This is a genomic window from Paucilactobacillus salsurae (genome assembly GCF_054784995.1).
The window spans coordinates 50,630-72,111 of record NZ_BAAHWX010000006.1; the positions used below are offsets into that span (position 1 = coordinate 50,630).

A 21,482-nucleotide genomic window follows, 5' to 3' on the forward strand; every position below is an offset into this window, starting at 1 on the left:
ACAATCAAGTTATTAAACAAATGAGGTTAAATTAAATGTTACTGTTACAAACAAATAACGTGAAACGGCAATTTGGTGCGGATGTTTTATTTCACAATATCAATCTGCAAGTGCAAACCAGTGACCGTATCGGTCTTGTGGGCCGCAATGGAGCTGGAAAAACCACCTTATTAAAAATAATTGCGCAACTAACGACCCCTGATGATGGCACCGTCAGTCTCAAAAAAGGAGCAACATTAGGTTACCTAGCGCAAGATCAAGGCTTAGATAGCCAAAATAATATTTGGGCTGAAATGGATAATGTGTTTAGTGATCTACATGCACAGGAACAACAAATTCACAAGCTTGAGCAAAAAATTACCACTCTAGATCCTGCAACTCCGGACTATGAAAAAACGTTAACCTTATATGATCAGCTACAACATGACTTCGATATGGCTGGGGGCTTTCAGATTGAAACAAATATTCGGGGTGTCTTACATGGCTTTCATTTTGAAAACGTTGACTACGAAACACCGATTAATTCTTTATCCGGGGGCCAAAAAACACAACTCGCATTGGCAAAACTATTACTTCAACGTCCAGACATTCTAATCTTAGATGAACCTACTAATCACCTTGACATGGCGACTTTGTCTTGGTTAGAAGATTACTTAAAAAGTTACTCAGGTGCGTTATTGCTCGTTTCACATGATCGCTACTTTTTAGATCATGTGATTACACAGGTCTATGATTTAGATCATCATGAACTCACTCACTACACTGGTAATTACTCGGCTTTTGTTGACCAAAAAGCTCATAATTTAATTGTGGCACAGAAACATTACGATCAACAACAGGCAAAAATTAATGAGTTGGAAGACTTTGTTAATAAAAACATTGTGCGGGCTTCGACAACTAAACGAGCTCAAGCGCGACGAAAACAACTCGAAAAGATGGAGCGCTTGGAACGACCTGTCACAGATGATCGCCAATCTATGCATTTTTCATTTCACGCCCAACATTCCAGCGGTGAAATTGTCTTGCAAGTCAACCACGCCGTGATTGGCTATGACCAAGAAAAAATTGCCGGCCCGATTACTTTTGAAGTGCGAAAACCTCGCCGCTATGCCATTATTGGTGCCAATGGTGTCGGTAAATCTACGTTGCTAAAATCAATCTTACATCAAATCGATTTTATTCAAGGTGATATGAAATTAGGCACTAACGTTACAATTGGCTATTACGACCAAGAGCAACAGCTATTACACCCAAATAAAACGGTACTCGACGAAATTTGGGATGATCATCTCACAGTTGACGAAAAAGAAATACGTTCTTTGCTCGGTAGTTTTCTATTTATTGGTGAAGATGTGTTTAAACCTGTCCACGCCCTAAGCGGTGGTGAAAAAGCCCGTTTGTTACTCACCAAGTTAACATTCGAAGAAGCTAATTTTCTTATTTTGGATGAACCAACAAACCACTTAGACATTGATAGTCGAGAAATTTTAGAACAAGCCATCAATGATTTCGAAGGCACTGTTCTGTTTATTTCTCATGATCGTTACTTTATTAATCAAGTGGCCACAGACATTTTAGCGTTAACTAAAACTGAAATGACCCACTATAAGGGCGATTATGACATCTATCTCGAACAACTCGAAAAGCAGGCAACATCGGCAGTAACATCCGTCACTGCTACAACCAAAACCGTCCCCACAAATCAAGATTATCAACAACAAAAAGAAACGCAAAAAAAACAACGTAAGCTCCAACGTCAAGTGGATGAGCTAGAAACGCAACTTGATGATTTAGAAAACCAAAAGGCGCAATTAGAATTAACGATGGCTACGCCAGAAGTTTATTCTGACGCCCAAAAATCAGCTGATGCACAAGCACAAATGACGGCAATCGCGGAAAAAATTGCAATCTGTGAAAGTGATTGGACTCAGCTTGAAGAAGAACTTGAAAATTTCTCATAACAAAAAAGCACTGTTGTCGGAATAATAAATTTCGCAAACAGTGTTTTTTTATGCTAATGATGCAAATGAGAGTCCAGGATCGGCGTTTAACGCCATATCTGCTCTATCGCCTTGTTTAGCAGCCACATAACCAGCTGCGCCAATCATTGCTGCATTGTCACCACATAATTTTAATGGTGCCATAATCAATTCAGTATTAGGATGATGTTTGGCAACCTCTTCAGTAAGTCGGTCTCGCAGACCTTGGTTGGCTGCTACCCCACCAGCCAAAATGAGCTGTTTAACTGGATAATCGTTTAATGCACGCTGAGTTTTATGCGCCAACACATCAACAACACTTTGTTGAAAGCTAGCTGCAAGATCTTTTTTATCTAACGGTGTCTGTCTTTGTTGTGCATTATGAACCGTGTTAATAAAAGCACTTTTCAAGCCACTAAAGCTGAAATCAAAATTGTCTTCTTTATCCATAGCTCGCGGAAAATTAAAGGTATCTCGCCCCTCATGAGCCCATTCATCAATGGTTTTACCGGCTGGATAGTTAACACCTAATACTCGTCCAATTTTATCATAGGCTTCACCGGCTGCATCGTCTCGCGTTTCACCCAAAATCTTAAAATCATATTCAGATTCAATATACACAAGCTCTGTGTGCCCACCGGATACCAATAATGCCATTTGTGGGTACTCAAAATCTGTCACATAGCGTGCTGCATAAATATGCCCAGCCATATGATTGACTGGAATTAATGGTAAATGATGCGCAAATGCAACCGTTTTGGCAGCACTAACCCCAATCAATAACGCACCCACTAATCCGGGGCCATAGGTTACAGCAACCGCGCTCAGATCTTCGTAACTCACATCTGCAATCTCTAACGCTTCATTTAAGCAGTGCGTAATTTGTTCAATGTGGTGACGACTAGCCACTTCTGGCACCACACCACCAAAACGTTGATGACTAGCAATCTGAGTTGCAATGACGTTTGATAATATTTGATGGCCATCTTCAATAACGGCCACACTAGTTTCATCACAACTCGTTTCAAATGCTAAAATTAAATTTCGTTTTGCCAACTTAATCTTGCTCCTTTAAATAGGATAAATCGAGAACCATTTCGAGTGCATCCTCATGATCACCTAAGTAATAACCCTTTTTTATTTTTCGTTTTAAAAAGCCCATTTTGCGGTACAGTCTTTGCGCGTTTTCATTACTGATTCGCACTTCCAAGCTAATTACATGCATATCAACAGCAGCAGAAATCTTCAACAAATACTGCAACAAATAACGACCAATTCCCTTATTTTGATAGGCCGGTGTAATTGCAATATTTGTAATATGCGACTCATTATGGACACGATCAAATGAACAGCCAACAAAGCCAATCAACATATCATTTTTACGGACAACTAAATAAAGTCGGTCTCGCTTGCGACGAATTTCTTGGACAAACGCATTTTCGTTCCATGGCGTAGCGCCATAAATTTGTTGCTCCACTTGTAGAATTTCAGGCACATCAGTTATCTGTGCTCGCGCAATAAAATAATCCACATCGTTAATATCAACGATGGCATTTTTGATTGCTAACGCGTCAGCAATTTCATCTTTGCGACGTCGCTGGCGACCATCTTTTAGCCATTTTTTAAACTTCACGAACATAAGTCTGATTAATTTCTCCTGGATGTGATTTTTGCCATACTGCTTCGGCTTCTGTAACTCTTAAATATCTGGGAATAAAAGCATCGACATCAGTAATTGGTTGGCGACTTATGCCAAGCATTCCTAATATACCTGCTTGCGGCACTGCAGCTGACGGACTGCCAATTTGAATCAACGGCTCACTTGCCGCTAATGTTTTGAACTCATCCGTGATAGTTCCTACTACGACGACCGGCTGTGCGTATTGTTTAATTTGTTCAATTAAATGACTAATACTAATATGTTGATCGGGTAAATAGTTAACCGTGCTACCCTGGTTAATTTGATAACCACCCACAAATGCATTTTGACGACGGGCATCAAAAAAAGCAATCGCATTTTTTTCTGGACTGACCGTCAGAATATTTTGAGCAACTAACTCTAAGCTGGAAATACCCACTAATTCAATGTTCAGTGTGGCTGCTAACGTTTTCGCAGTTGTCACAGCAATCCGAATGCCCGTATATGACCCCGGCCCATCAGCCACAACAATTCTTTGGAGGTCTTCTGGTTGCCAATCAGCAACTGCTAATAAATTTTCCACCACTGGCATCAAATAGCTGCTATGGTTTTTGGCAACTTTCAGGGTGGTTTGTGCCACCAGTTTTGTGTCTTCCAACAAAGCAACACTCAGTGGTTTATTAGATGTATCCAGCGCTAAAATCTTCATTTATTTTCCCTTCGAAACTTCTTACATAATTCCTGCTACAACGAATACTAACCTATTTAGGTTTTTTTGCAAACTAAAAGAGCAAGAATCCCTGCTCTTTTGCATAATTTAATCATTACTTACGATCATCATACCCATTAGGATGAGTTGAATGCCATTTCCAAGCTGTTTCAATAATATCATGAACGTCGTCAAATTGTGGCTGCCATCCCAAAATTGTTCGTGCCTTATCACTCGCAGCAACAAGTGAATCTGGATCACCAGGGCGACGGGGAGCTAATTTAGCTGGAATTGGTTGTTTCGTTACTTCGCGCGCCGCTTCTAACATTTGTTTGTTGGAAAAACCAGTTGATGAGCCCAAATTAAAGGCTTGACTGTCATTGCCGGCATTCAAATATTTAAGTGCCAAAATGTGAGCATCCGCTAAATCCATTACGTGAACATAATCGCGCACATTTGTGCCATCTGGAGTGTTATAGTCATCCCCAAAAATACTCAATTCATCACGTTTACCCTGAGCAACTTGCATAATAATGGGAACTAAATGTGTTTCTGGTCCATGGTCTTCACCAATCGTGCCATCTTCTTTAGCACCGGCCACATTAAAGTATCGTAATGCTACAAACTTAATCCCATAAGCAACGTCTGCCCAATGCATCATTTTTTCCATGGCTAATTTACTTTCACCGTAAGGATTGATGGGGTCTTGAGGATCAGTTTCTTTAATTGGAATTTGTTTTGGAACACCATAAGTAGCCGCAGTGGATGAAAAGACAATCTTTTTAACATCGTGTGCTTGCATTGCCTCTAAAAGGGTAATCATCCCACCCGTATTGTTATCAAAATACTTCAATGGTTTTTCCATTGATTCTGGCACAATTGAGAATGCGGCAAAATGGACGACTGCATCAATTGATTCATTTTCAAAAATTGTGTCTAACACTTTACGATCACGAATATCGCCCTGATAAAATTTTGCTTTTGCGTTAATTGCTTTTTTGTGTCCGGTAGATAGATTATCAACAACAACGGTTTCTTGACCCTGTTCTACTAGTCTTGCCACCATATGTGAGCCAATGTATCCAGCCCCACCTGCTACTAAAATAGCCATGTTGTTCCTCCTTGAATAATTAATGTTTCTAGTTTACCACAATGTCAGTCGAAGTTTCATTGCCACCAGCAATTTGCCTGCGCATGAATGTCACCATCTAATTCAATTTGGTGATTAGTAAATAACTTGTCACCATCAGGTTGTGGTTGACTAACTTGACTATTAATCGTTTGCCCATAGCGAACTTCCCGTTCAAATTTAATCGTCATTTTTGTTAATTGATGGTGCTTCAAGAAATCAGCTGGTAGTGCATCTAGCATCCAGCTAAAATAATGCGCATTATTGACATGTTGGTTTGAATCAATATCAAAGTATCGGACCCGATAATCTTGTTTCGTGTCGATTGCTTCAGTATCTAGCTTTTGTGGTCGATCAATGCGGGGAATCTTTTTAACCTGTTTGGACGAAAATGGTTCAATAATTGCGTTTGGAATGGCGGCCATTTTCCGGGTGGCAAAATCCATAAAGACAAACATGCCATTAATATGAACCAACTCATCACCGGTTTCGTTTTTTAGCCAGAATTCACGAAAAGCAAAATATTTATTGTATGCCGTTGCGCGGGTGCCCAAAATCACATGATCACCCTCGGCAGGTAAATCAGTCAGCTGCAGTTCGTAGTTGGTAATAACCCACCCACCACCAATTTTAGCAACAACTTTTGTATCAACTGCTAAAGATCGTGATTGTTCTTCCGAAACTGACATGATTAAATTAATCAGCATGTCAATCGATAATTTACCGGTTGGATCACACTCGTAATATGTAATTGTATGTGGCATTTCAAATTCGTTTTTTGCAAGCATCTTAAATCAAATCCTCTCCTTTAGGCCAGGTGGTGGTATTGCTTGTACAGTTCTTGACGATTTAAGTCAAACTGTTTGGCAACTTGTTTAATGGCACTATTCGGTGTTTGGCCTGCAGCAATCAATTCATCAACAACAGACAGAGCATCATCTTGTGAGACTGCTACAGTTGTCTCTTCTTGTGGATGACCTTGCACAATCAGGACAAATTCACCGCGGGGTTCATTGTCTTGCAACCAATCATTAATTTCACCCACACGTCCACGCACAAATTCCTCATACTTCTTAGTAATTTCGCGCGCCAATACGATTTGTCGGTCATCCCCTAGCGCAGCAGCTACATTAAGCATTGTTTTTTTTAGTCGATACGGAGATTCATAAAAAATCATCGTTTCTTCTCTTTGTGACAGCACTTGTAATTGTTCAATTTGTTGCGTCTTTTTGCGTGGTAAGAAACCAAAAAAGTAAAATGGTTGTGGTACTAACCCAGAAGCGATTAATCCGGTTAAGCCCGCATTGGCGCCTGGCAATGGCACCACCGTAATATTTTGTGCCACACAACTTGCAACCAATTCTTTTCCCGGATCAGAAATTGACGGCATTCCCGCATCGCTGACTTGTGCAATTGATTGCCCCTCTTTTAGCAATGCAACTAATTTAGGAATCCGTTCTTGCGTATTATGTTCGTGAAAACTAATTTGTTTAGTGTCAATTTCAAAGTGATTTAATAACTTTTGTGTGTTACGGGTGTCTTCTGCGGCGATTAAATCAACCTGCTTTAATGTATCAACCGCACGAAAAGTCATATCACCTAAATTACCAATTGGCGTTGGCACTAAGTAAAGTTTCCCCTGGGATTCAGTTTTAAAACTCTGCTGTTGTTGCATTAGTTTTCTCCAACCTATTGTTTTTGATGGCGGCCAAAAATGGCATCTAAACAAAATGTGCACGATTCGTTCTTATCAAGGCGTTTACCATAATATTCATTACAAACATGGAAGCCCTGTTCATATAATTTTTGCAAATTTTGTCGTGAAGAAGATAAGTCACTCGGATCACTTTGATTTTTATACTGGTCAATAATTTGGTGCAAGTGTTCATTTTCAATCGAAAGTTCTGCATTTTCTTCCAAAACAGATGTGATTTTAACTTGCAACTGTTCCATATTGGTCAATAAATCTTTCGTTTGTTTAGTCACTTGCGCAAATTGATCATAAATTTCACTTTTATCTAAGCTTTCACTCATTGCCTATCTCCTCTCTGCTACTTTAAAATGCGAATTAATAAAATGGTTAGTCGTTCAACAATATTTTGAAAACTAACATTTTGATCCAGTAGTCGTTTGGTCGCCAACGTTTCTTCACAGCAAGCTGTTAATTGTTGATTTGTAAATGTTTGGGCAGCTTGGGCGACCGCACTACTGGCTGCATTAAAATTAATCGTGGCCGTTGAATCATTTTTTAGCATCAACGGATCACGCCAAACCATCATAATCATATCCAATAACACTTGCTGTCTGGCACGATTATCAGCTAGTTTCATTAACTGAGCTTGAATGAGCACAAACGCCCGCATATCTTGTTTAACTACCAGCTGAAACCAATTCTTGATTACTTGCTGAGCATCTACTAACCAGTTGTCCTCCGTAAGATCTTTCACGACATCCAAGGATTTCGTTAAACTACTGGCTAATTCTACCACTTCACTGGCGATTCCATTTGTTTTTAATAATTGTTTAAACTGATCTTTATTTAATGGTGGTAATTCCACAATTTGGGTGCGTGACTGAATGGTTGGTAGAATGGCTGCTTTATTAGTCGTTAACAAAAATGCGGTGAACGTACTACTTGGCTCTTCTAAAAACTTTAGTAGACTGTTTGCTGCACTCACCGTCATTTTATCTGCATCATGCACAATAAACACTTTTTGTGAGCCTTCCACCGCACTTTTGGTGAATTCACTCTTTAATAACCTAATTTGATCAACTTTAATATTTTGACCCTCACTATTAATCTCTAACACATCGGGGTGCAAATGTTGTTGGATCCGCGTGCACTCCTCACAAGTTAGATCGGGTTGCCCATTTTTGACGTGTAAACAAAATAAACGCATTGCTACCCACAAGGCAACCTGCGTTTTACCACTATCTTGACCACCAACTAATAAATAAGCGTGCGATAATTCTTGTTGATTAATCGCCGTTTTAAAACGTGAAATCAGTTGTGGTTGTTGAGTTGTGATGTCAGTTGTTTCTACATTATCCATTAAAAATTCGCTCACTTAAAATTGATGAAATTGTTCGATTGGTAGAACAAACACTGTTGCACCACCAACTTGGACTTCGACTGGGTAAGAAGCTGAAGCGTCCATGGAAACGTCCATGTTAACTTGAGGGGTCATGAATTGACCACGGGCGTGGGACGTCTTTTTAATAATTGCTAAAACATCTTCCACCCGTTCGTCTTCAATACCAACCAAAAAAGTTGTATTACCAGAACGCAAAAAGCCCCCGGTTGTTGATAGTTTTGTCGCGCGAATATCAGCTTCAATAAATGCGTTACTTAATACATTACTGTCCTTATCCTGGACAATGGCGATGACCATTTTCATATCCGTCTCACTCCTTATTTAGTCAATTCTGGGTACTTAGTATAGATCACTTTAATTGTATCATCTATTACCTGCTGAAGCGGCTGACTTGCATCAATTAATTTGATCCGTTCTGGATTTTCTTGATGTAAACGTAAATAAGATTGACGAACACGTCGGTGAAAATCAAGGGCTTCAACATCTAGACGATTAATTTCATTTTGACGAAAGTTCTGAATACGGGCAATTCCTTTTTCAGATTCAATATCTAAATAAATGGTGAGATCAGGTTCTAAACCATCAATGGCAAATTGGTTGATATTCCAAACAGCCTGCTCCCCGATTTCGCGTCCCGCACCTTGATAGGCAATGGAACTATCCACATATCGGTCACTAATTACCATCTGTCCCTTATTTAACGCGGGAATGACGGTTTCAACCAAGTGTTGTCTTCTAGCAGCTGCGTATAACAGGGCCTCTGTTCTGGCATCCATTTCTGTGTTTTGCCGGTCCAAAATAATATTGCGAATGGCTTCTGAAATTTTATTGCCACCAGGTTCTCTTGTTAAAACCAATTGATCGCCTAATGTGGCCGTCAGAATTTTCCCAACAGCAGTTAAAACACTTGTTTTTCCTGCACCATCTGGACCTTCAAATGAAATAAATTTTCCTGTCATGATTACGCTCCTGATCATCAATTCAATTTAATCTACTCTTATCCGCGAGCTTGTCGCCGTTTTGCTTCCTTATATAAATAAATATATTTTTGTTCTTGTAATTTTGTATGTTGGGCCAATTCAGAACTGATATTACTTTCATAAACGGCTTCTTGGGTTTCTTTAGCATGATCCCAGCTGGCCTTTGTTTCATGAATCAGATCAACTAATTGTTCATCGTATTGTTGGTGTAAATTTACACGTTTACGTCCAAACATCTCTTACATCTCCGTTCGGCCCTCAACGGCCTTAAATAATGTCATCTCATCGGCGTAATCAATATCTGCACCGACTGATAAGCCGTGCGCCAATCTGGTTACTTTGATGCCCGCTGGTTTAATGAGGCGTGACAAGTACATCGCGGTTGCTTCACCTTCTGAAGTGGCATTCGTGGCCACAATGACTTCTTTAACTTCTTGATGCTGTTGCAAACGCGTCAATAAAGCGGAAATATTAATATCTTCTGGGCCAGTGCCTTCAATTGGTGACAACACCCCGTGTAAGACATGGTAGAGGCCATGATATTCCTTCATGTTTTCCATTGACATGATGTCTCTAGATTCTTCAACCACCAAAATTTGTGATTGATCCCTAGTTTTATCTGAACAAATTTGGCACGGATCGTCTTCTGTAATGTTGCCACAAATACTACAAAAATGCAGATCGCGTTTGGCTGAAATCAATGAACTAGCAAAATTCGTTACATCATCAGCATCCATACTAATCGTATAAAAAGCTAACCGTGTTGCCGTTTTTCGACCAATTCCAGGGAGTTTCATATAGCTTTCAATCAGTTGTGCAATTGGTTCTGGATATTGCATTGTTTTTCCTTCTTTTACATTCCTGGGATACCTTTAGTGTATTTACCCATTGTTTTTTGTGTTGCTTCATCAACTTTAGTTAAACCATTGTTCACTGCTGCAATGACTAAATCTTGGAGCATATCAACATCATCTGGATCAACAGCGTCTGGATTAATTTGCAGATCTTTTAATTTTTTATCACCCGTAAAAGTAACCTTCACCATTTGGTCAGGTGCTTCACCAGTAAATTCTTGCTGGTTCAACTCTTCTTGTTGGGCCATCATTTGTTTTTGCATTTTTTGTGCTTGTTTCATCATTTGTTGCATATTTCCCATTCCACGCATCATTGTTTAATTTCCACCTTTTTAATCATTTTTAATTTCGACAATGTCTTGACCGAACATATCAGTCGCAGTTGTTACTATTTTATCATCATTCGGTTCTGGTGATTCATTTTCCTGTTCTTCGTCGTCTATATCTGCTTGACCTACTGGTTCTTGTTCATTATTAGTGCCCGTTTCGTGTTGCCGAATGAAATCTTGACGAATTTTTGGCCATTGGTCATTTGGTACATAGACAATCTGTCTGCTTTCGCCAATTAACGAATTAAGGTCTTTTTCCATTTCAGTTTCCAATTCATTATCACTGACAGCTTTTTGGTATAAGAAGCTATATTCAAATGAAACAATGACACCTTCTGGACTCGCTGCCACTGGTTTAGACACATGCAATAGTGAACGTTGTGGTACAGAGAGCATATTCAGCATATCGCCCCACACATCACGTAATTTGATCAAATCCTCTTTAGTTGCTGACTCTAAGATCGGATAGACTTTACTCAAATTCACGCGTACTTGCGCACTACTAGTCGCTTTCTTTGGTGCGTGACTAGTTGGTGTTTCTGGTTTTGCAGATTGAGTGGGTAACTCTTGAACTTGCTGTTGTAGTTGCTTAATTTGTGCTTGTAGTTGACTAATTTCTTCATTAATAACCGGTGTTGCTTGATCATTATGAGTCGACGCTGTCGAACTAGTCTGTTGAACTGGTTCTTGTGGTAACTGACATAATTTAACGGTCAAAACTTCCAGGTAAACATCAGGATGAGTGGTAAACTTCATTTCCTGTTGAATTGCATTTAATTCGTCAATCATGGCATATAGATAGTTCGGCGATAATTGGTCATTTAATTGTTCATAATCTTCTTGCGTCAATCCTGTGGATTGAATATCAAGTGTGGCGGGCGCTTCTTTAAAGAGCAAAATATCACGCGCAAACGAGATTAAATCTTCAATAAAACGTTGACCGTCTTTTCCTTCGCTCAAGATATCTTGTAACGTTTTTAAAGCCTGTGCACTCTCCGACGTACTAATTTGTGCCAAGTAAGTTTGGAGTAACTTTTTAGTAACACTACCTGTCACTAATAGTGCGTTGCCTAATGTAATATCATTATCACTAAACGACAAGGTCTGATCCAAAATACTCAACGCATCTCGCATACCACCTTCAGCTGCTTTAGCTATCACCCACAGCGCATTTTCATCATAAGTAACCTTTTTTTCATCTAAGATATACTTCATTCTGTCAAAACTTTCTTGGGTAGAAATCCGACGAAAATCAAACCGCTGTGTTCGTGAAATAATTGTCAACGGAATTTTATGGGGTTCCGTCGTGGCTAAAATAAAGACAACGTTTGCTGGTGGTTCTTCCAATGTTTTTAGTAAGGCATTGAAAGCGCCAGTTGACAGCATGTGCACTTCATCAATGATATAGACTTTGTAGTCTGCTTGTGTTGGTGCGTATTTGGCTTTATCACGAATATCCCGAATTTCTTCCACACCATTATTTGATGCAGCATCAATTTCGATCACATCATTTAGGCGACCATTCGTAATGTCCTTACATGTATCACATTCATTACATGGTTCGCCGTCTTTTAAATAGTGGCAGTTAATTGCTTTGGCAAAAATTTTAGCAGCCGATGTTTTTCCCGTTCCGCGCGGACCAGCAAATAAATAGGCATGGCTGGTCTGTTTTGTGATTAACGCGTTTTTTAATGTGGTTGTGACCACTTGTTGCCCGACAATTTCATCAAAGCGTTGTGGGCGCCATACTCGATATAATGCTTGATAACTCATTTTTGCTGTTCCTTTCTGCGGTGAATTTATATGTTAATTATACTAACAAAATACGTAATCACAAATTTAAATTTCATGAAAAAAGTCCGGAACTTATAAAGTCCCAGACTTAAATTAATTGTCCAATAACTTAAGGCACAAGACGCATCATGCTTAGTGCTGCTTCCTTCCGGACCTGACACGATTCGTAAGCGCACCCTTGCCCTAAGGCCTTTCGGCAAGAACTATCATACTATACCTATCAAAAAAATGCCAGTTAAGTACCTATTTCCTTTTTTGACGCAATTGTCTGAAAAAATCCTTCAATAATTGAGAACTAGTGTCAGCCATAATGCCCGAATGAACGTCAACCTGGTGATTCAGCCGTGAATCATTTAATAATTGATAAAGGCTTTTCACTGCCCCTGCCTTAGGATCATCGGCACCGTAATAAACTTCACTGATGCGGGCATTTAAAATTGCGCCACTGCACATGATACACGGTTCTAAGGTAACGAACAGTTGGCAATCCTCTAACCGCCAACTATGTAACGCTGCGCAAGCTTCAGTAATCGCCATTACCTCAGCATGATATGTCACGTCTTGAAAATGTTGTCGTAAATTATGGCCACGGCCAATAATTTCACCATGATAAACAACTACGGCTCCAATTGGTACCTCATCAATCATTTTTGCTTGCTGAGCTTCACTAAGTGCCGCTTTCATGTAGGTATTAATTTGTGTTTCAGACAACGCCATTAGTTTTCACCTGTCAAAATACTCTTCAATATATAGTAGCCTTTATTGCGTTTAACAATCTCGCAATTACCAAATGTATCTATCATTAAATTTTTGGCTGACGGTGCACCCTGTTTTTTTTGTAGGACCACCCACAGGGATCCATTTTCTACTAAATGTTGCTTGGCCTGGCTAATAAAATTATCCACAACTTTTTTACCTGCTCGCACAGGTGGATTAGTTAAAATGACTGCGTATTTTGCTTGAATATTTTCATAACCATCGGAAGAAAAAATATTAACATTATCAATTTGATTTTGTTGTGCATTTTCAGTTGCTAACGAAAGGGCTAATTCATTCACGTCGACCATATCAATTTCACGCTCAGAAAATTGTTTAGCCAGTGCCAAACCGATTGGACCATAACCACAGCCTAAATCTAAAAATTTACCTGCTGGTGCATCTGTTAATGTGGCTGCTTCTAATAATGTCCGACTACCATAATCAACGGTTGTTTTCGAAAAAACACCGTTGTCGGTAATAAAATGGAGCTCATGTCCTAATAAATCAAACGCCCACGTTTTACGGTCGTGAACGACGTCCGGATTTTGTGTATAATAGTGATTATTCATTTTAAAATCTCCCAAATATAGTAGCTCCATAATACCAAATTTATTTCTAGAAAAAAATCTATTTCATTTGTTGCTTACAAAATGTAATGGGCATCACGTTTTGACCACAATATGTGGTCTTTTTTAATAAATACACCACAATATGTGGTGTATTTTTGATTGCTTTTTTTGAATTTCGCTGTATACTAATAATCAGTAATTCAGAAAAAAAGGGTAACGAAGGTGATTCACATGGGTAAAATAACAATCTTTTCAAAAAATAATTGTGTACAATGCAAGATGACGAAACGTTTCCTTACGGAACACAATGTTAACTTTGTTGAACACAATATTGATGACCAACCTGAATACATAGACAGCTTAAAGCAAGAAGGCTTTCTTGCAACCCCAGTCGTAAAATTAGGTGACGGTCGTGCATTTTCTGGCTTTCGTCCAGACGTATTGCGCCAAATAGCAATGTAATTCTACGTTGTCAACTAAGTAAGAAGACGGGTCATCTACTTGGCCCGTCTTTTATTTATTTAAAAAAGTATAGCAGAGAAAGTGAGTGGAATAATCGTGTCTCTAAAAAATTTATCAAACGTCACATATTATGATCTCAACAATGAAATTAATATTCCCGTTAACAATCAAATTCCATTAAATAAAGATCAGGAAGCACTACAAGCATTTTTGGATGAAAATGTCATTCCAAACACGAAAAAGTTTTCTTCATTAGAAGAACGTATCAATTATCTTTTAGAAAACAACTATATTGAAGAAGGTTTTATTCAAAAGTATGACTTAGATTTTATCGAGCAACTTTACGATTATCTTCGTTCACAAAATTTCCACTTTAAATCATTTATGGCGGCCTACAAATTTTATGCCCAGTATGCCTTAAAAACGGATGATAATGCTTATTATCTTGAAAACTTTATCGATCGTGCCGCAATGAATGCACTCTACTTTGCTGACGGCAACGAAGAACTTGCCATGAGTTTAGCTGATGAAATTATTCATCAACGTTACCAACCTGCTACCCCATCATTTTTAAATGCTGGTCGTAAGCGTCGTGGTGAACTTGTCAGTTGTTTCTTAATTCAAACGACTGATGACATGAATACAATTGGCCGCACAATCAACTCCGCACTTCAATTATCACGAATTGGTGGCGGTGTTGGTATTAGTTTATCTAACTTGCGTGCAGCTGGCGATCCTATCAAGGGGATTGAAGGTGCTGCTAGTGGCGTAGTTCCCGTAATGAAATTATTGGAAGATAGTTTTTCTTACTCTAACCAACTTGGTCAACGCCAAGGGGCCGGTGTCGTTTATTTGAGCGTCTTTCACCCAGATATTATTCAATTTTTATCTGCAAAAAAAGAAAATGCCGATGAAAAAATTCGTCTGAAGACACTTTCACTAGCTGTTACCGTGCCAGATAAATTTTATGAACTCACACAACAAAACAAGGATATGTATTTGTTCAGTCCTTATGATGTTGAACGCGAATATGGCACCCCATTTTCATATGTTGACATCACCAAAGAATATGACAATATGGTGGCTAATGACAACATTAAAAAGACCAAAATTAATGCCCGCGAACTAGAAGACGAAATTAGCAAATTACAACAAGAATCTGGCTACCCATATATCATCAACCTTGATACCGCTAATCGCGCTAATCCAATTGATGGTAAGATCGTGATGAGTAATCTTTGTTCTGAAATAATGCAAGTTCAAACACCATCAACTGTCGATAATGAACAAAACTATGCTAAACTGGGTACTGACGTTAGTTGTAATTTAGGGTCAACTAATATTGTCAACACCATGGCTTCTCCTGATTTTGGTAAGTCAATTGAGACCATGACTCGAGCTTTAACATTTGTAACCGATAATTCAGACATCGATGTTGTACCATCTATTCAACATGGTAATGAATTAGCACATTCAATTGGTTTGGGTGCAATGGGCTTACACAGCTATTTTGCAAAGAATCATATTGACTATGGTTCACCAGAATCCGTTGAATTTACAGGCGTTTATTTCATGTTATTGAACTATTGGACGCTAGTCGCATCTAATAAAATTGCGGCTGAACGTCACCAATCATTCCATAACTTTGAAAAGAGTGACTATGCGGACGGTTCATATTTCACCAAATACATTGAAAAAGATTTTGGTCCACAATCTGACACAGTTAAGCAATTATTTGATGGCATCTTTATCCCAACCACTGCTGACTGGGAAAAATTAAGCAAAGCTGTTCAACAAGATGGCCTTTATAACCAAAACCGTCTTGCGGTAGCACCTAATGGTTCTATCTCATATATCAATGATACAACCGCTAGTCTACATCCCATCATTAATCGTGTGGAAGAACGTCAAGAAAAGAAAATTGGTAAGATTTACTATCCAGCACCATACCTTTCAAACGACACGATTCCATATTATAAGTCAGCTTACGACATTGATATGCGTAAAGTTATCGATGTTTACGCTGCAGCTCAAGAACATGTTGATCAATCCCTTAGTTTAACCTTATTTATGCGTTCTACCATTCCAGCTGGTCTGTATGAATGGAAAGACGGACGTACTGAAAAGATGACAACGCGTGACTTAAATATTTTGAGACACTACGCTTACCGCAAAGGTATCAAGTCGATTTACTACATCAGAACCTTTACTGATGATCAAGATGAAATCGGCGCTAACGAATGTGAAAGCTGTGTTATCTAACAAATAAGGAGCAAGTTAATGATAAAGAATTTTAAAGCAATCAACTGGGATCGGGTTTCCGATGCCATTGATAAAGCAACCTGGGAAAAACTAACTGAACAATTTTGGTTAGATACTCGAATTCCAGTTTCAAACGACATGGGTGATTGGCGTGAATTGGATTCTGATCACCAGTGGTTGGTCGGTCACGTATTTGGAGGCTTAACGCTTTTAGATACAGTACAATCTGAACAAGGAATGGCAGCATTACGAAAAGATGTCTTGACCCAACATGAAACGGCTGTTTTGAATAACATTCAATTCATGGAATCCGTGCATGCCAAGAGTTATTCAACCATCTTTTCAACATTAAATACACCAGATGAAATTGATGAAATTTTTGAATGGTCAGACTCTGAAGAATTTTTGCAAAATAAAGCCGTACGTATTGCTAATATGTACATGGATGATGCTGAAGATCCTTTAAAGAAAAAGGTCGCTAACGTGTTCTTAGAGACGTTCCTCTTTTATTCTGGATTCTTCACCCCACTTTATTATTTGGGCCACAACAAGCTCAATAATGTGGCTGAAATCATCAAGTTAATTCTTCGGGATGAATCAGTCCATGGTACTTACATTGGTTATAAATTCCAATTGGGTATGAAGCAAATTTCAGAAAAGAAACAACAAGAAATGAAAGACTGGATGTACAACTTCTTATATGAATTGTATGATAACGAAGAAAAATACACCCATATCCTGTATGACCAAGTTGGTTGGACTGAAGAAGTATTAACCTTCATTCGTTACAATGCCAATAAAGCACTCATGAACTTGGGACAGGATCCATTATTCCCAGATACTGCAGCCGATGTTAATCCGATCGTTATGAACGGAATTTCAACATCTACTGCCAACCATGATTTCTTCTCACAAGTCGGTAATGGCTACCGCCTTGGTGAAGTAGAAGCCATGGAAGAAGACGATTACTTTGTTAGTGATCCCAACGAGAAATAAGTAATAACTAGGTAATTTAACAAAAAGCGTTAATTTTCTAAAATGAAAATTAACGCTTTTTTTCATAGATTCGATATGGAATGTTTATTGAACCATCAATCAATACAGAAACTAAGTTTTCTTTTTGACATAAATAATCTGGTAATAGTGCAATTCCCTTACCTTGTTTCACCAATTGAATAATGCCGTTCCAAGAATCAATTTCAACAATTTTTCGATTGAAGCTGCGATTGCGTATTAATGTTTGCCGTCGGAATGGACACTGTTGGTCACTATTCACCAGCAAAGGTGTTTCCGGGCGAATGCCCTTTTGTTCAACAAAAAAAGATGATTTTAAATTTTTAGTTTTTTCCAACTCGTACATTTGATTATCAAATTGTGCATACGTCACCACAAATTGTGCGACATTCCCGCTCAACTCACCAATTTCAGTCGACGTTTTAATGATAAAGTCATTGTTTGCTAGTTTAATCTCAGCTTGATCGATAACTAAAAAGTTGAATAGTAACTCCGATATAATAATTTTTGGTTTGGTCATCTTTTTTTTGAAATTCTTTTTTAACTCATTGGTTTCGGTTACAACTCTTACCGCATAGTGATAAAATTTGTCGCCGTCTTTTGTGGGCGTCACACCTTGATAATTTCTGATAAATAATTGTGTTTTAAATTCATCTTCAAGTTTACTTATTCTAACGGTAACATTGGATTGGGCAAACCCTAACTGCTTCGCCGCCAAATTTATCGAGCCAGTTTCATAAACACGTTGATAAAATTCCAAATCTTGTAATTGCATCAAGGTATCCCCCTTATCTCTTTTTACGATAACTATATCATAATCTAGTAATATGCACTTCTCAAATTGAACTTTATACTAATGATGTCAAATAAATTTAAGGAGTGACCAAAATGCCATATTTACGAGTTCGTATCGCAAGTAACAAAAAAAAAATTTCTAAAAACAAAATTGCCTCAGAATTAACCGATTTAACTACTGCCATATTAGAAAAATCACGTGAAGTTGTCGCTACTGATATTCAAATTACAGATGCAGACAGCTGGTTTATTGGCGGCCAACCGCTGAGTAAGGGTAATCAAACAAGTTTTTTTATGGAAATAAAAATTACACAATCTACTAATACTCGTCAACAGAAAGCCGATTACATTAAAGCTGTTTTTAAATTATTTCAACAAAATTTTGCTAACCTCTCTGATACAAGTTATATCGTTTTACATGATGTACCATCTGATTCGTGGGGTTATGGTGGAAAGACACAAGAGTATCGCTACATTAATAACTAAAAAAACAGGAATTTCAAATTAATGAAATTCCTGTTTTTATTTAAATGTGAATTACTTAAGAGATATTACAAGATGCCTATATTATAGTAAAAACAAGCAAAAAATCCGACCTTTTCCGCCCCATGCCCTAAATACGAACCAAGGCAATACATATTACATCTATCTTAAAATCTTGTAAAGGTTGAGGATTAGTCTATGCAATATTTCCCACGAATGCGTTGACGATCTTTCCGTTAGGATCAAGTTCTTTGTACAACAACCGCGTTCCACTGCCAAGAGCTTCAAGCGTGTATCATCCATTTGGCAGTGTTTTGCCTGGATTAAAAACGATTGAATCATTGATGACATCATACTCAATTGAAGCTAACTCATTACTATCTTTCTTCACAATCACCTCAGCAGCTGATAAGTCAGTAACCTGATCATCGTCATCGAAGAGTGTTATTTCTAATGATGAAACGGAGTCTGTTTCTTTAGATGAGAATTTGGTTGCTCTAATTTCTCGCATTCTTTTACCTCCTAAAAAAGCCACTATCTCGATGAAGATAGTGGCTTAGATTTTTATTTAAATGTTCCCCAGTAGTTTTTACGCTTGCTACCGTTTGCTTCGCCGGTGGCCATGTATCCATATTGACCATTGCCACGTGGTTGCCTAATCCAAACTAAATTACTCGAGAAAGCGTAAGCGTCGTAATTGACTGTTTGACCTGAGCCAATCGTTGCAATCAAGCTAGATTGAGTTGTTGCACCCCATCTCAGATTGATTGAACGGTCAGTTGTAAACTTGCCTGTCTCTTTGTGCCATGTAACTCCTAAACTATCTACAAATGTTGATGTAGTAGTAGCTGACTGCTTTGCAGTTTTTGCAACTGTCGTCTTAGCAGGTGTTTCATTTATCGTAGTAGCAACTTTGCTGCCTTTAACATAAGCGTCCCAAGCATTCTTATCACCATAGAAAACATCAAAATCAAGATTTCCGCTCCAACCAGCTAAACGCCCAGTTGACGTGTATTGGAACATAGCAGCATTTGGCCAGTACTTCAGTGATCCATATAAATCACGAGGCGCATATCCGTTAACAGTATTGAAGTTGTTGTATTGAGCAAGCCATAAACCATAGTTAGCTTTTACAACTGGTGTCCAATTTAAGCGGTTCTCGTCTGATAATCCCATATAGATTAACGGACGCACCCCAGTTTTAGCATAGACATGATCAAGCCATGTCTTAGCCCAATTCACACCGTTGTTTACTGCACTACCCTCGTAGTCGAGTACCAACATTGCTTTACCAATATAATTACTAATATTTCTTAGAAAGTAATCAGCTTCAGCAATAGCACTAGTGCCTAGGTTAGCAAAATGATACAAGCCTAATTTCTTACCTGAATTAAGCGCTTGTCCAACATGCAAATTGCAATATGGATTAACGTAATTTAAACCTTGAGTTGCTTTAACAATCGCAAAATCAGACTTGACGTTGCTAACAATCATGTTTGCTTGATAACTTGCGATATCATAACCATTTAAAGTCATTTGATAGCCTCCTAACCATTTGTTTGTTCTGAGTCAGGTTCTGAGTTCAATTGTTCTTGTAACGCATTCACTTGTGCTTTCAAAGCTGCGTTGTCAGTTTTCAATTGTTCTTTAGTCGTTGTTTTGACGTACTGCAGTGCCTGTTTGCTATCTCCTAATCCGTCAGTCGTTGGGTCTACAACAATACCTAACACAGCTAGTAACGCAAATACAGCGTTAACAATACCGGTTAATTGTGCACCTAATCCACTAATGTCCCAATTGTAGCCAAATGGTGTGGCAATTGATTGTGCAACTAATAAAAAAGCTGGCACAAAGGCCAGCCAAAACTTCTTACTTTTTAGTCTTACGTTCCAGTTAATTTTCATGTATGTTTTCCTCTTCTTTCGTTAATCGCTCTACTAATTCATTAAGTTTTATAATTTGCTGATTTGACTCAGTTAGTTCTTGTCTTAGTTGAATAATTTGTTCATTCAACTCTGCATTTTTATCTATCATTTCTGCCAATTGGTGAGCTAGATCCCCGTAATTATTAATTTGCGCGGACTCAGTACTGGAATCAGCTGTCAGACGTTGGGCAAAAATAGTACCACCAGCTGCTATTACTGCCACAATTATGCTAATCCAAATTTCATTTCCTTGCATTCTTCGCACCACCCTTAACCTTGTTCTTGTAGCTCTTATAGTTAACAAGCGGTGTGACCCAGTATAGGAAAATGCGTAGTACTACTATAAATGAGTAGATGACTGCTACTTTCGTGTCAGGGCTAGGATGTGGAAAACTAATTGAATGCCAAAGAAATGTCATAAACATCATGACTGCCGTAAATTGAGAAATAAACACCATCGTTTCTTTGGCGAATAGTCCGTTAACATCCCAAACAGCAAAAGAAATACAGATAGTGGCCACCATAACAATTGGTATCACTACCCATTGGTCGTCAATGTGATTAATAACATTAGATACTAAATCGCTAAAACGATTATCAAATCCATGTTGTTGCCCCAAAAAAACGTATGCAATAAGCAAAAACTCAAGTCCTGTTTCAAACCAGAAATGATTTTTGAAAAAATTATAAATTAATTTCAATTGC

27 protein-coding genes and 1 other RNA gene are annotated in these 21,482 nt (G+C 38.4%); 5 read left to right on the plus strand and 23 right to left on the minus strand.

Translation table 11 applies throughout. The features are described from left to right. Positions 1 to 35 precede the first annotated feature (35 nt). A complete protein-coding gene (locus ACYVQZ_RS06620) occupies positions 36 to 1,961 on the plus strand; it encodes an ABC-F family ATP-binding cassette domain-containing protein (protein ID WP_461240619.1) in 1,926 nt (641 codons plus the stop codon). 48 nt (positions 1,962 to 2,009) lie between these two features. On the opposite strand, the gene tsaD is transcribed toward ACYVQZ_RS06620, so the two are convergent. The 17 genes from tsaD to ACYVQZ_RS06705 all read right to left on the minus strand — a co-directional run bounded on the left by tsaD (position 2,010) and on the right by ACYVQZ_RS06705 (position 13,836). Further along, a complete protein-coding gene (gene tsaD / locus ACYVQZ_RS06625; RefSeq protein WP_461240620.1) occupies positions 2,010 to 3,035 on the minus strand; it encodes a tRNA (adenosine(37)-N6)-threonylcarbamoyltransferase complex transferase subunit TsaD in 1,026 nt (341 codons plus the stop codon). Position 3,036: 1 nt separating this feature from the next. Further along, positions 3,037 to 3,618, minus strand: a complete 582-nt coding sequence (rimI, locus tag ACYVQZ_RS06630) for a ribosomal protein S18-alanine N-acetyltransferase (RefSeq protein ID WP_461240621.1) — start codon at positions 3,616 to 3,618, stop codon at positions 3,037 to 3,039. Next, entirely contained in the window at positions 3,602 to 4,327 is a 726-nt protein-coding gene (gene tsaB / locus ACYVQZ_RS06635; RefSeq protein WP_461240622.1) for a tRNA (adenosine(37)-N6)-threonylcarbamoyltransferase complex dimerization subunit type 1 TsaB, read from the minus strand. Before tsaB ends, rimI begins: the two co-directional genes overlap by 17 nt. Positions 4,328 to 4,442: 115 nt before the next feature. Continuing rightward, positions 4,443 to 5,438, minus strand: a complete 996-nt coding sequence (galE, locus tag ACYVQZ_RS06640; RefSeq protein WP_461240623.1) for a UDP-glucose 4-epimerase GalE — start codon at positions 5,436 to 5,438, stop codon at positions 4,443 to 4,445. A 56-nt stretch (positions 5,439 to 5,494) separates the two neighbouring features. Then, a complete protein-coding gene (locus ACYVQZ_RS06645) occupies positions 5,495 to 6,244 on the minus strand; it encodes an acyl-[acyl-carrier-protein] thioesterase (RefSeq protein WP_461240624.1) in 750 nt (249 codons plus the stop codon). 20 nt (positions 6,245 to 6,264) lie between these two features. Then, the gene (gene rsmI, locus ACYVQZ_RS06650; protein ID WP_461240625.1) at positions 6,265 to 7,131 is read right to left on the minus strand and encodes a 16S rRNA (cytidine(1402)-2'-O)-methyltransferase; all 867 of its coding nucleotides are present in this window, start codon (positions 7,129 to 7,131) and stop codon (positions 6,265 to 6,267) included. A gap of 14 nt (positions 7,132 to 7,145) precedes the next feature. Further along, positions 7,146 to 7,490, minus strand: a complete 345-nt coding sequence (locus tag ACYVQZ_RS06655) for a DNA replication initiation control protein YabA (RefSeq protein ID WP_461240626.1) — start codon at positions 7,488 to 7,490, stop codon at positions 7,146 to 7,148. Positions 7,491 to 7,507: 17 nt separating this feature from the next. Continuing rightward, positions 7,508 to 8,509: a DNA polymerase III subunit delta' gene (gene holB / locus ACYVQZ_RS06660; RefSeq protein ID WP_461240627.1), complete on the minus strand. Its 1,002-nt coding sequence runs from the start codon at positions 8,507 to 8,509 to the stop codon at positions 7,508 to 7,510. A 15-nt stretch (positions 8,510 to 8,524) separates the two neighbouring features. After that, positions 8,525 to 8,854 (minus strand): cyclic-di-AMP receptor, encoded by a 330-nt coding sequence (locus ACYVQZ_RS06665; protein WP_461240628.1) that lies wholly within the window; start codon positions 8,852 to 8,854, stop codon positions 8,525 to 8,527. Between the two features lie 14 nt (positions 8,855 to 8,868). Beyond that, on the minus strand, positions 8,869 to 9,510 hold the full coding sequence (gene tmk / locus ACYVQZ_RS06670; RefSeq protein WP_461240629.1) for a dTMP kinase: 642 nt from the start codon (positions 9,508 to 9,510) through the stop codon (positions 8,869 to 8,871). A gap of 38 nt (positions 9,511 to 9,548) precedes the next feature. Continuing rightward, positions 9,549 to 9,767: a YaaL family protein gene (locus ACYVQZ_RS06675; protein WP_461240630.1), complete on the minus strand. Its 219-nt coding sequence runs from the start codon at positions 9,765 to 9,767 to the stop codon at positions 9,549 to 9,551. A gap of 3 nt (positions 9,768 to 9,770) precedes the next feature. Next, positions 9,771 to 10,370 (minus strand): recombination mediator RecR, encoded by a 600-nt coding sequence (gene recR / locus ACYVQZ_RS06680; RefSeq protein ID WP_461240631.1) that lies wholly within the window; start codon positions 10,368 to 10,370, stop codon positions 9,771 to 9,773. 14 nt (positions 10,371 to 10,384) lie between these two features. Continuing rightward, positions 10,385 to 10,699: a YbaB/EbfC family nucleoid-associated protein gene (locus tag ACYVQZ_RS06685; RefSeq protein WP_461240632.1), complete on the minus strand. Its 315-nt coding sequence runs from the start codon at positions 10,697 to 10,699 to the stop codon at positions 10,385 to 10,387. 18 nt (positions 10,700 to 10,717) lie between these two features. Beyond that, positions 10,718 to 12,487, minus strand: a complete 1,770-nt coding sequence (dnaX, locus tag ACYVQZ_RS06690) for a DNA polymerase III subunit gamma/tau (protein WP_461240633.1) — start codon at positions 12,485 to 12,487, stop codon at positions 10,718 to 10,720. A gap of 124 nt (positions 12,488 to 12,611) precedes the next feature. Then, positions 12,612 to 12,698, minus strand: an RNA gene (gene ffs, locus ACYVQZ_RS06695) — signal recognition particle sRNA small type. Between the two features lie 53 nt (positions 12,699 to 12,751). Next, positions 12,752 to 13,225 carry a tRNA adenosine(34) deaminase TadA gene (tadA, locus tag ACYVQZ_RS06700; protein WP_461240634.1) on the minus strand — a complete coding sequence of 158 codons (474 nt, stop codon included), beginning with the start codon at positions 13,223 to 13,225 and terminating at the stop codon, positions 12,752 to 12,754. Then, complete coding sequence (locus ACYVQZ_RS06705; RefSeq protein WP_461240635.1) at positions 13,225 to 13,836, minus strand: class I SAM-dependent methyltransferase; 612 nt, start codon at positions 13,834 to 13,836, stop codon at positions 13,225 to 13,227. Before ACYVQZ_RS06705 ends, tadA begins: the two co-directional genes overlap by 1 nt. 231 nt (positions 13,837 to 14,067) lie before the next feature. Between ACYVQZ_RS06705 and nrdH the strand changes: the two genes are divergently transcribed. The 3 genes from nrdH to nrdF all read left to right on the plus strand — a co-directional run bounded on the left by nrdH (position 14,068) and on the right by nrdF (position 17,556). Next, the gene (nrdH, locus tag ACYVQZ_RS06710) at positions 14,068 to 14,298 is read left to right on the plus strand and encodes a glutaredoxin-like protein NrdH (protein ID WP_461240636.1); all 231 of its coding nucleotides are present in this window, start codon (positions 14,068 to 14,070) and stop codon (positions 14,296 to 14,298) included. A 96-nt stretch (positions 14,299 to 14,394) separates the two neighbouring features. Beyond that, positions 14,395 to 16,560, plus strand: a complete 2,166-nt coding sequence (gene nrdE, locus ACYVQZ_RS06715) for a class 1b ribonucleoside-diphosphate reductase subunit alpha (RefSeq protein ID WP_461240637.1) — start codon at positions 14,395 to 14,397, stop codon at positions 16,558 to 16,560. An 18-nt stretch (positions 16,561 to 16,578) separates the two neighbouring features. Further along, positions 16,579 to 17,556 carry a class 1b ribonucleoside-diphosphate reductase subunit beta gene (nrdF, locus tag ACYVQZ_RS06720; RefSeq protein WP_461240638.1) on the plus strand — a complete coding sequence of 326 codons (978 nt, stop codon included), beginning with the start codon at positions 16,579 to 16,581 and terminating at the stop codon, positions 17,554 to 17,556. Positions 17,557 to 17,605: 49 nt separating this feature from the next. Here the strand turns inward: nrdF and ACYVQZ_RS06725 are convergent, their stop codons facing one another. Then, positions 17,606 to 18,349, minus strand: coding sequence for a LysR family transcriptional regulator (locus ACYVQZ_RS06725; RefSeq protein ID WP_461240639.1), 744 nt, complete (start codon positions 18,347 to 18,349; stop codon positions 17,606 to 17,608). Positions 18,350 to 18,462: 113 nt separating this feature from the next. Between ACYVQZ_RS06725 and ACYVQZ_RS06730 the strand changes: the two genes are divergently transcribed. Then, positions 18,463 to 18,855, plus strand: a complete 393-nt coding sequence (locus ACYVQZ_RS06730; protein WP_461240640.1) for a tautomerase family protein — start codon at positions 18,463 to 18,465, stop codon at positions 18,853 to 18,855. 292 nt (positions 18,856 to 19,147) lie between these two features. Here ACYVQZ_RS06730 and ACYVQZ_RS06735 read toward each other — a convergent pair whose 3' ends face one another. The 5 genes from ACYVQZ_RS06735 to ACYVQZ_RS06755 are packed head-to-tail and all read right to left on the minus strand — an operon-like array spanning position 19,148 to position 21,478. Next, complete coding sequence (locus tag ACYVQZ_RS06735) at positions 19,148 to 19,363, minus strand: hypothetical protein (RefSeq protein ID WP_461240641.1); 216 nt, start codon at positions 19,361 to 19,363, stop codon at positions 19,148 to 19,150. A gap of 53 nt (positions 19,364 to 19,416) precedes the next feature. After that, a complete protein-coding gene (locus ACYVQZ_RS06740; RefSeq protein WP_461240642.1) occupies positions 19,417 to 20,388 on the minus strand; it encodes a GH25 family lysozyme in 972 nt (323 codons plus the stop codon). An 11-nt stretch (positions 20,389 to 20,399) separates the two neighbouring features. Next, complete coding sequence (locus ACYVQZ_RS06745) at positions 20,400 to 20,756, minus strand: phage holin (protein ID WP_461240643.1); 357 nt, start codon at positions 20,754 to 20,756, stop codon at positions 20,400 to 20,402. Then, positions 20,746 to 21,033 (minus strand): hypothetical protein, encoded by a 288-nt coding sequence (locus tag ACYVQZ_RS06750; protein ID WP_461240644.1) that lies wholly within the window; start codon positions 21,031 to 21,033, stop codon positions 20,746 to 20,748. Before ACYVQZ_RS06750 ends, ACYVQZ_RS06745 begins: the two co-directional genes overlap by 11 nt. Next, the gene (locus ACYVQZ_RS06755) at positions 21,020 to 21,478 is read right to left on the minus strand and encodes a hypothetical protein (protein WP_461240645.1); all 459 of its coding nucleotides are present in this window, start codon (positions 21,476 to 21,478) and stop codon (positions 21,020 to 21,022) included. The genes ACYVQZ_RS06750 and ACYVQZ_RS06755 overlap by 14 nt, the downstream gene beginning before the upstream one ends. Positions 21,479 to 21,482: the final 4 nt, after the last annotated feature.

Coding starts and splice junctions, on each gene's coding strand:
- ACYVQZ_RS06620 (WP_461240619.1), top strand. CDS start 36: ATGTTACTGTTACAAACAAATAACGTGAAACGGCAATTTGGTGCGGAT.
- rimI (WP_461240621.1), bottom strand. CDS start 3,618: ATGTTCGTGAAGTTTAAAAAATGGCTAAAAGATGGTCGCCAGCGACGT.
- tsaB (WP_461240622.1), bottom strand. CDS start 4,327: ATGAAGATTTTAGCGCTGGATACATCTAATAAACCACTGAGTGTTGCT.
- galE (WP_461240623.1), bottom strand. CDS start 5,438: ATGGCTATTTTAGTAGCAGGTGGGGCTGGATACATTGGCTCACATATG.
- ACYVQZ_RS06645 (WP_461240624.1), bottom strand. CDS start 6,244: ATGCTTGCAAAAAACGAATTTGAAATGCCACATACAATTACATATTAC.
- rsmI (WP_461240625.1), bottom strand. CDS start 7,131: ATGCAACAACAGCAGAGTTTTAAAACTGAATCCCAGGGGAAACTTTAC.
- ACYVQZ_RS06655 (WP_461240626.1), bottom strand. CDS start 7,490: ATGAGTGAAAGCTTAGATAAAAGTGAAATTTATGATCAATTTGCGCAA.
- holB (WP_461240627.1), bottom strand. CDS start 8,509: ATGGATAATGTAGAAACAACTGACATCACAACTCAACAACCACAACTG.
- ACYVQZ_RS06665 (WP_461240628.1), bottom strand. CDS start 8,854: ATGAAAATGGTCATCGCCATTGTCCAGGATAAGGACAGTAATGTATTA.
- tmk (WP_461240629.1), bottom strand. CDS start 9,510: ATGACAGGAAAATTTATTTCATTTGAAGGTCCAGATGGTGCAGGAAAA.
- ACYVQZ_RS06675 (WP_461240630.1), bottom strand. CDS start 9,767: ATGTTTGGACGTAAACGTGTAAATTTACACCAACAATACGATGAACAA.
- recR (WP_461240631.1), bottom strand. CDS start 10,370: ATGCAATATCCAGAACCAATTGCACAACTGATTGAAAGCTATATGAAA.
- ACYVQZ_RS06685 (WP_461240632.1), bottom strand. CDS start 10,699: ATGATGCGTGGAATGGGAAATATGCAACAAATGATGAAACAAGCACAA.
- dnaX (WP_461240633.1), bottom strand. CDS start 12,487: ATGAGTTATCAAGCATTATATCGAGTATGGCGCCCACAACGCTTTGAT.
- tadA (WP_461240634.1), bottom strand. CDS start 13,225: ATGGCGTTGTCTGAAACACAAATTAATACCTACATGAAAGCGGCACTT.
- ACYVQZ_RS06705 (WP_461240635.1), bottom strand. CDS start 13,836: ATGAATAATCACTATTATACACAAAATCCGGACGTCGTTCACGACCGT.
- nrdH (WP_461240636.1), top strand. CDS start 14,068: ATGGGTAAAATAACAATCTTTTCAAAAAATAATTGTGTACAATGCAAG.
- nrdF (WP_461240638.1), top strand. CDS start 16,579: ATGATAAAGAATTTTAAAGCAATCAACTGGGATCGGGTTTCCGATGCC.
- ACYVQZ_RS06725 (WP_461240639.1), bottom strand. CDS start 18,349: ATGCAATTACAAGATTTGGAATTTTATCAACGTGTTTATGAAACTGGC.
- ACYVQZ_RS06730 (WP_461240640.1), top strand. CDS start 18,463: ATGCCATATTTACGAGTTCGTATCGCAAGTAACAAAAAAAAAATTTCT.
- ACYVQZ_RS06735 (WP_461240641.1), bottom strand. CDS start 19,363: ATGCGAGAAATTAGAGCAACCAAATTCTCATCTAAAGAAACAGACTCC.
- ACYVQZ_RS06740 (WP_461240642.1), bottom strand. CDS start 20,388: ATGACTTTAAATGGTTATGATATCGCAAGTTATCAAGCAAACATGATT.
- ACYVQZ_RS06745 (WP_461240643.1), bottom strand. CDS start 20,756: ATGAAAATTAACTGGAACGTAAGACTAAAAAGTAAGAAGTTTTGGCTG.
- ACYVQZ_RS06750 (WP_461240644.1), bottom strand. CDS start 21,033: ATGCAAGGAAATGAAATTTGGATTAGCATAATTGTGGCAGTAATAGCA.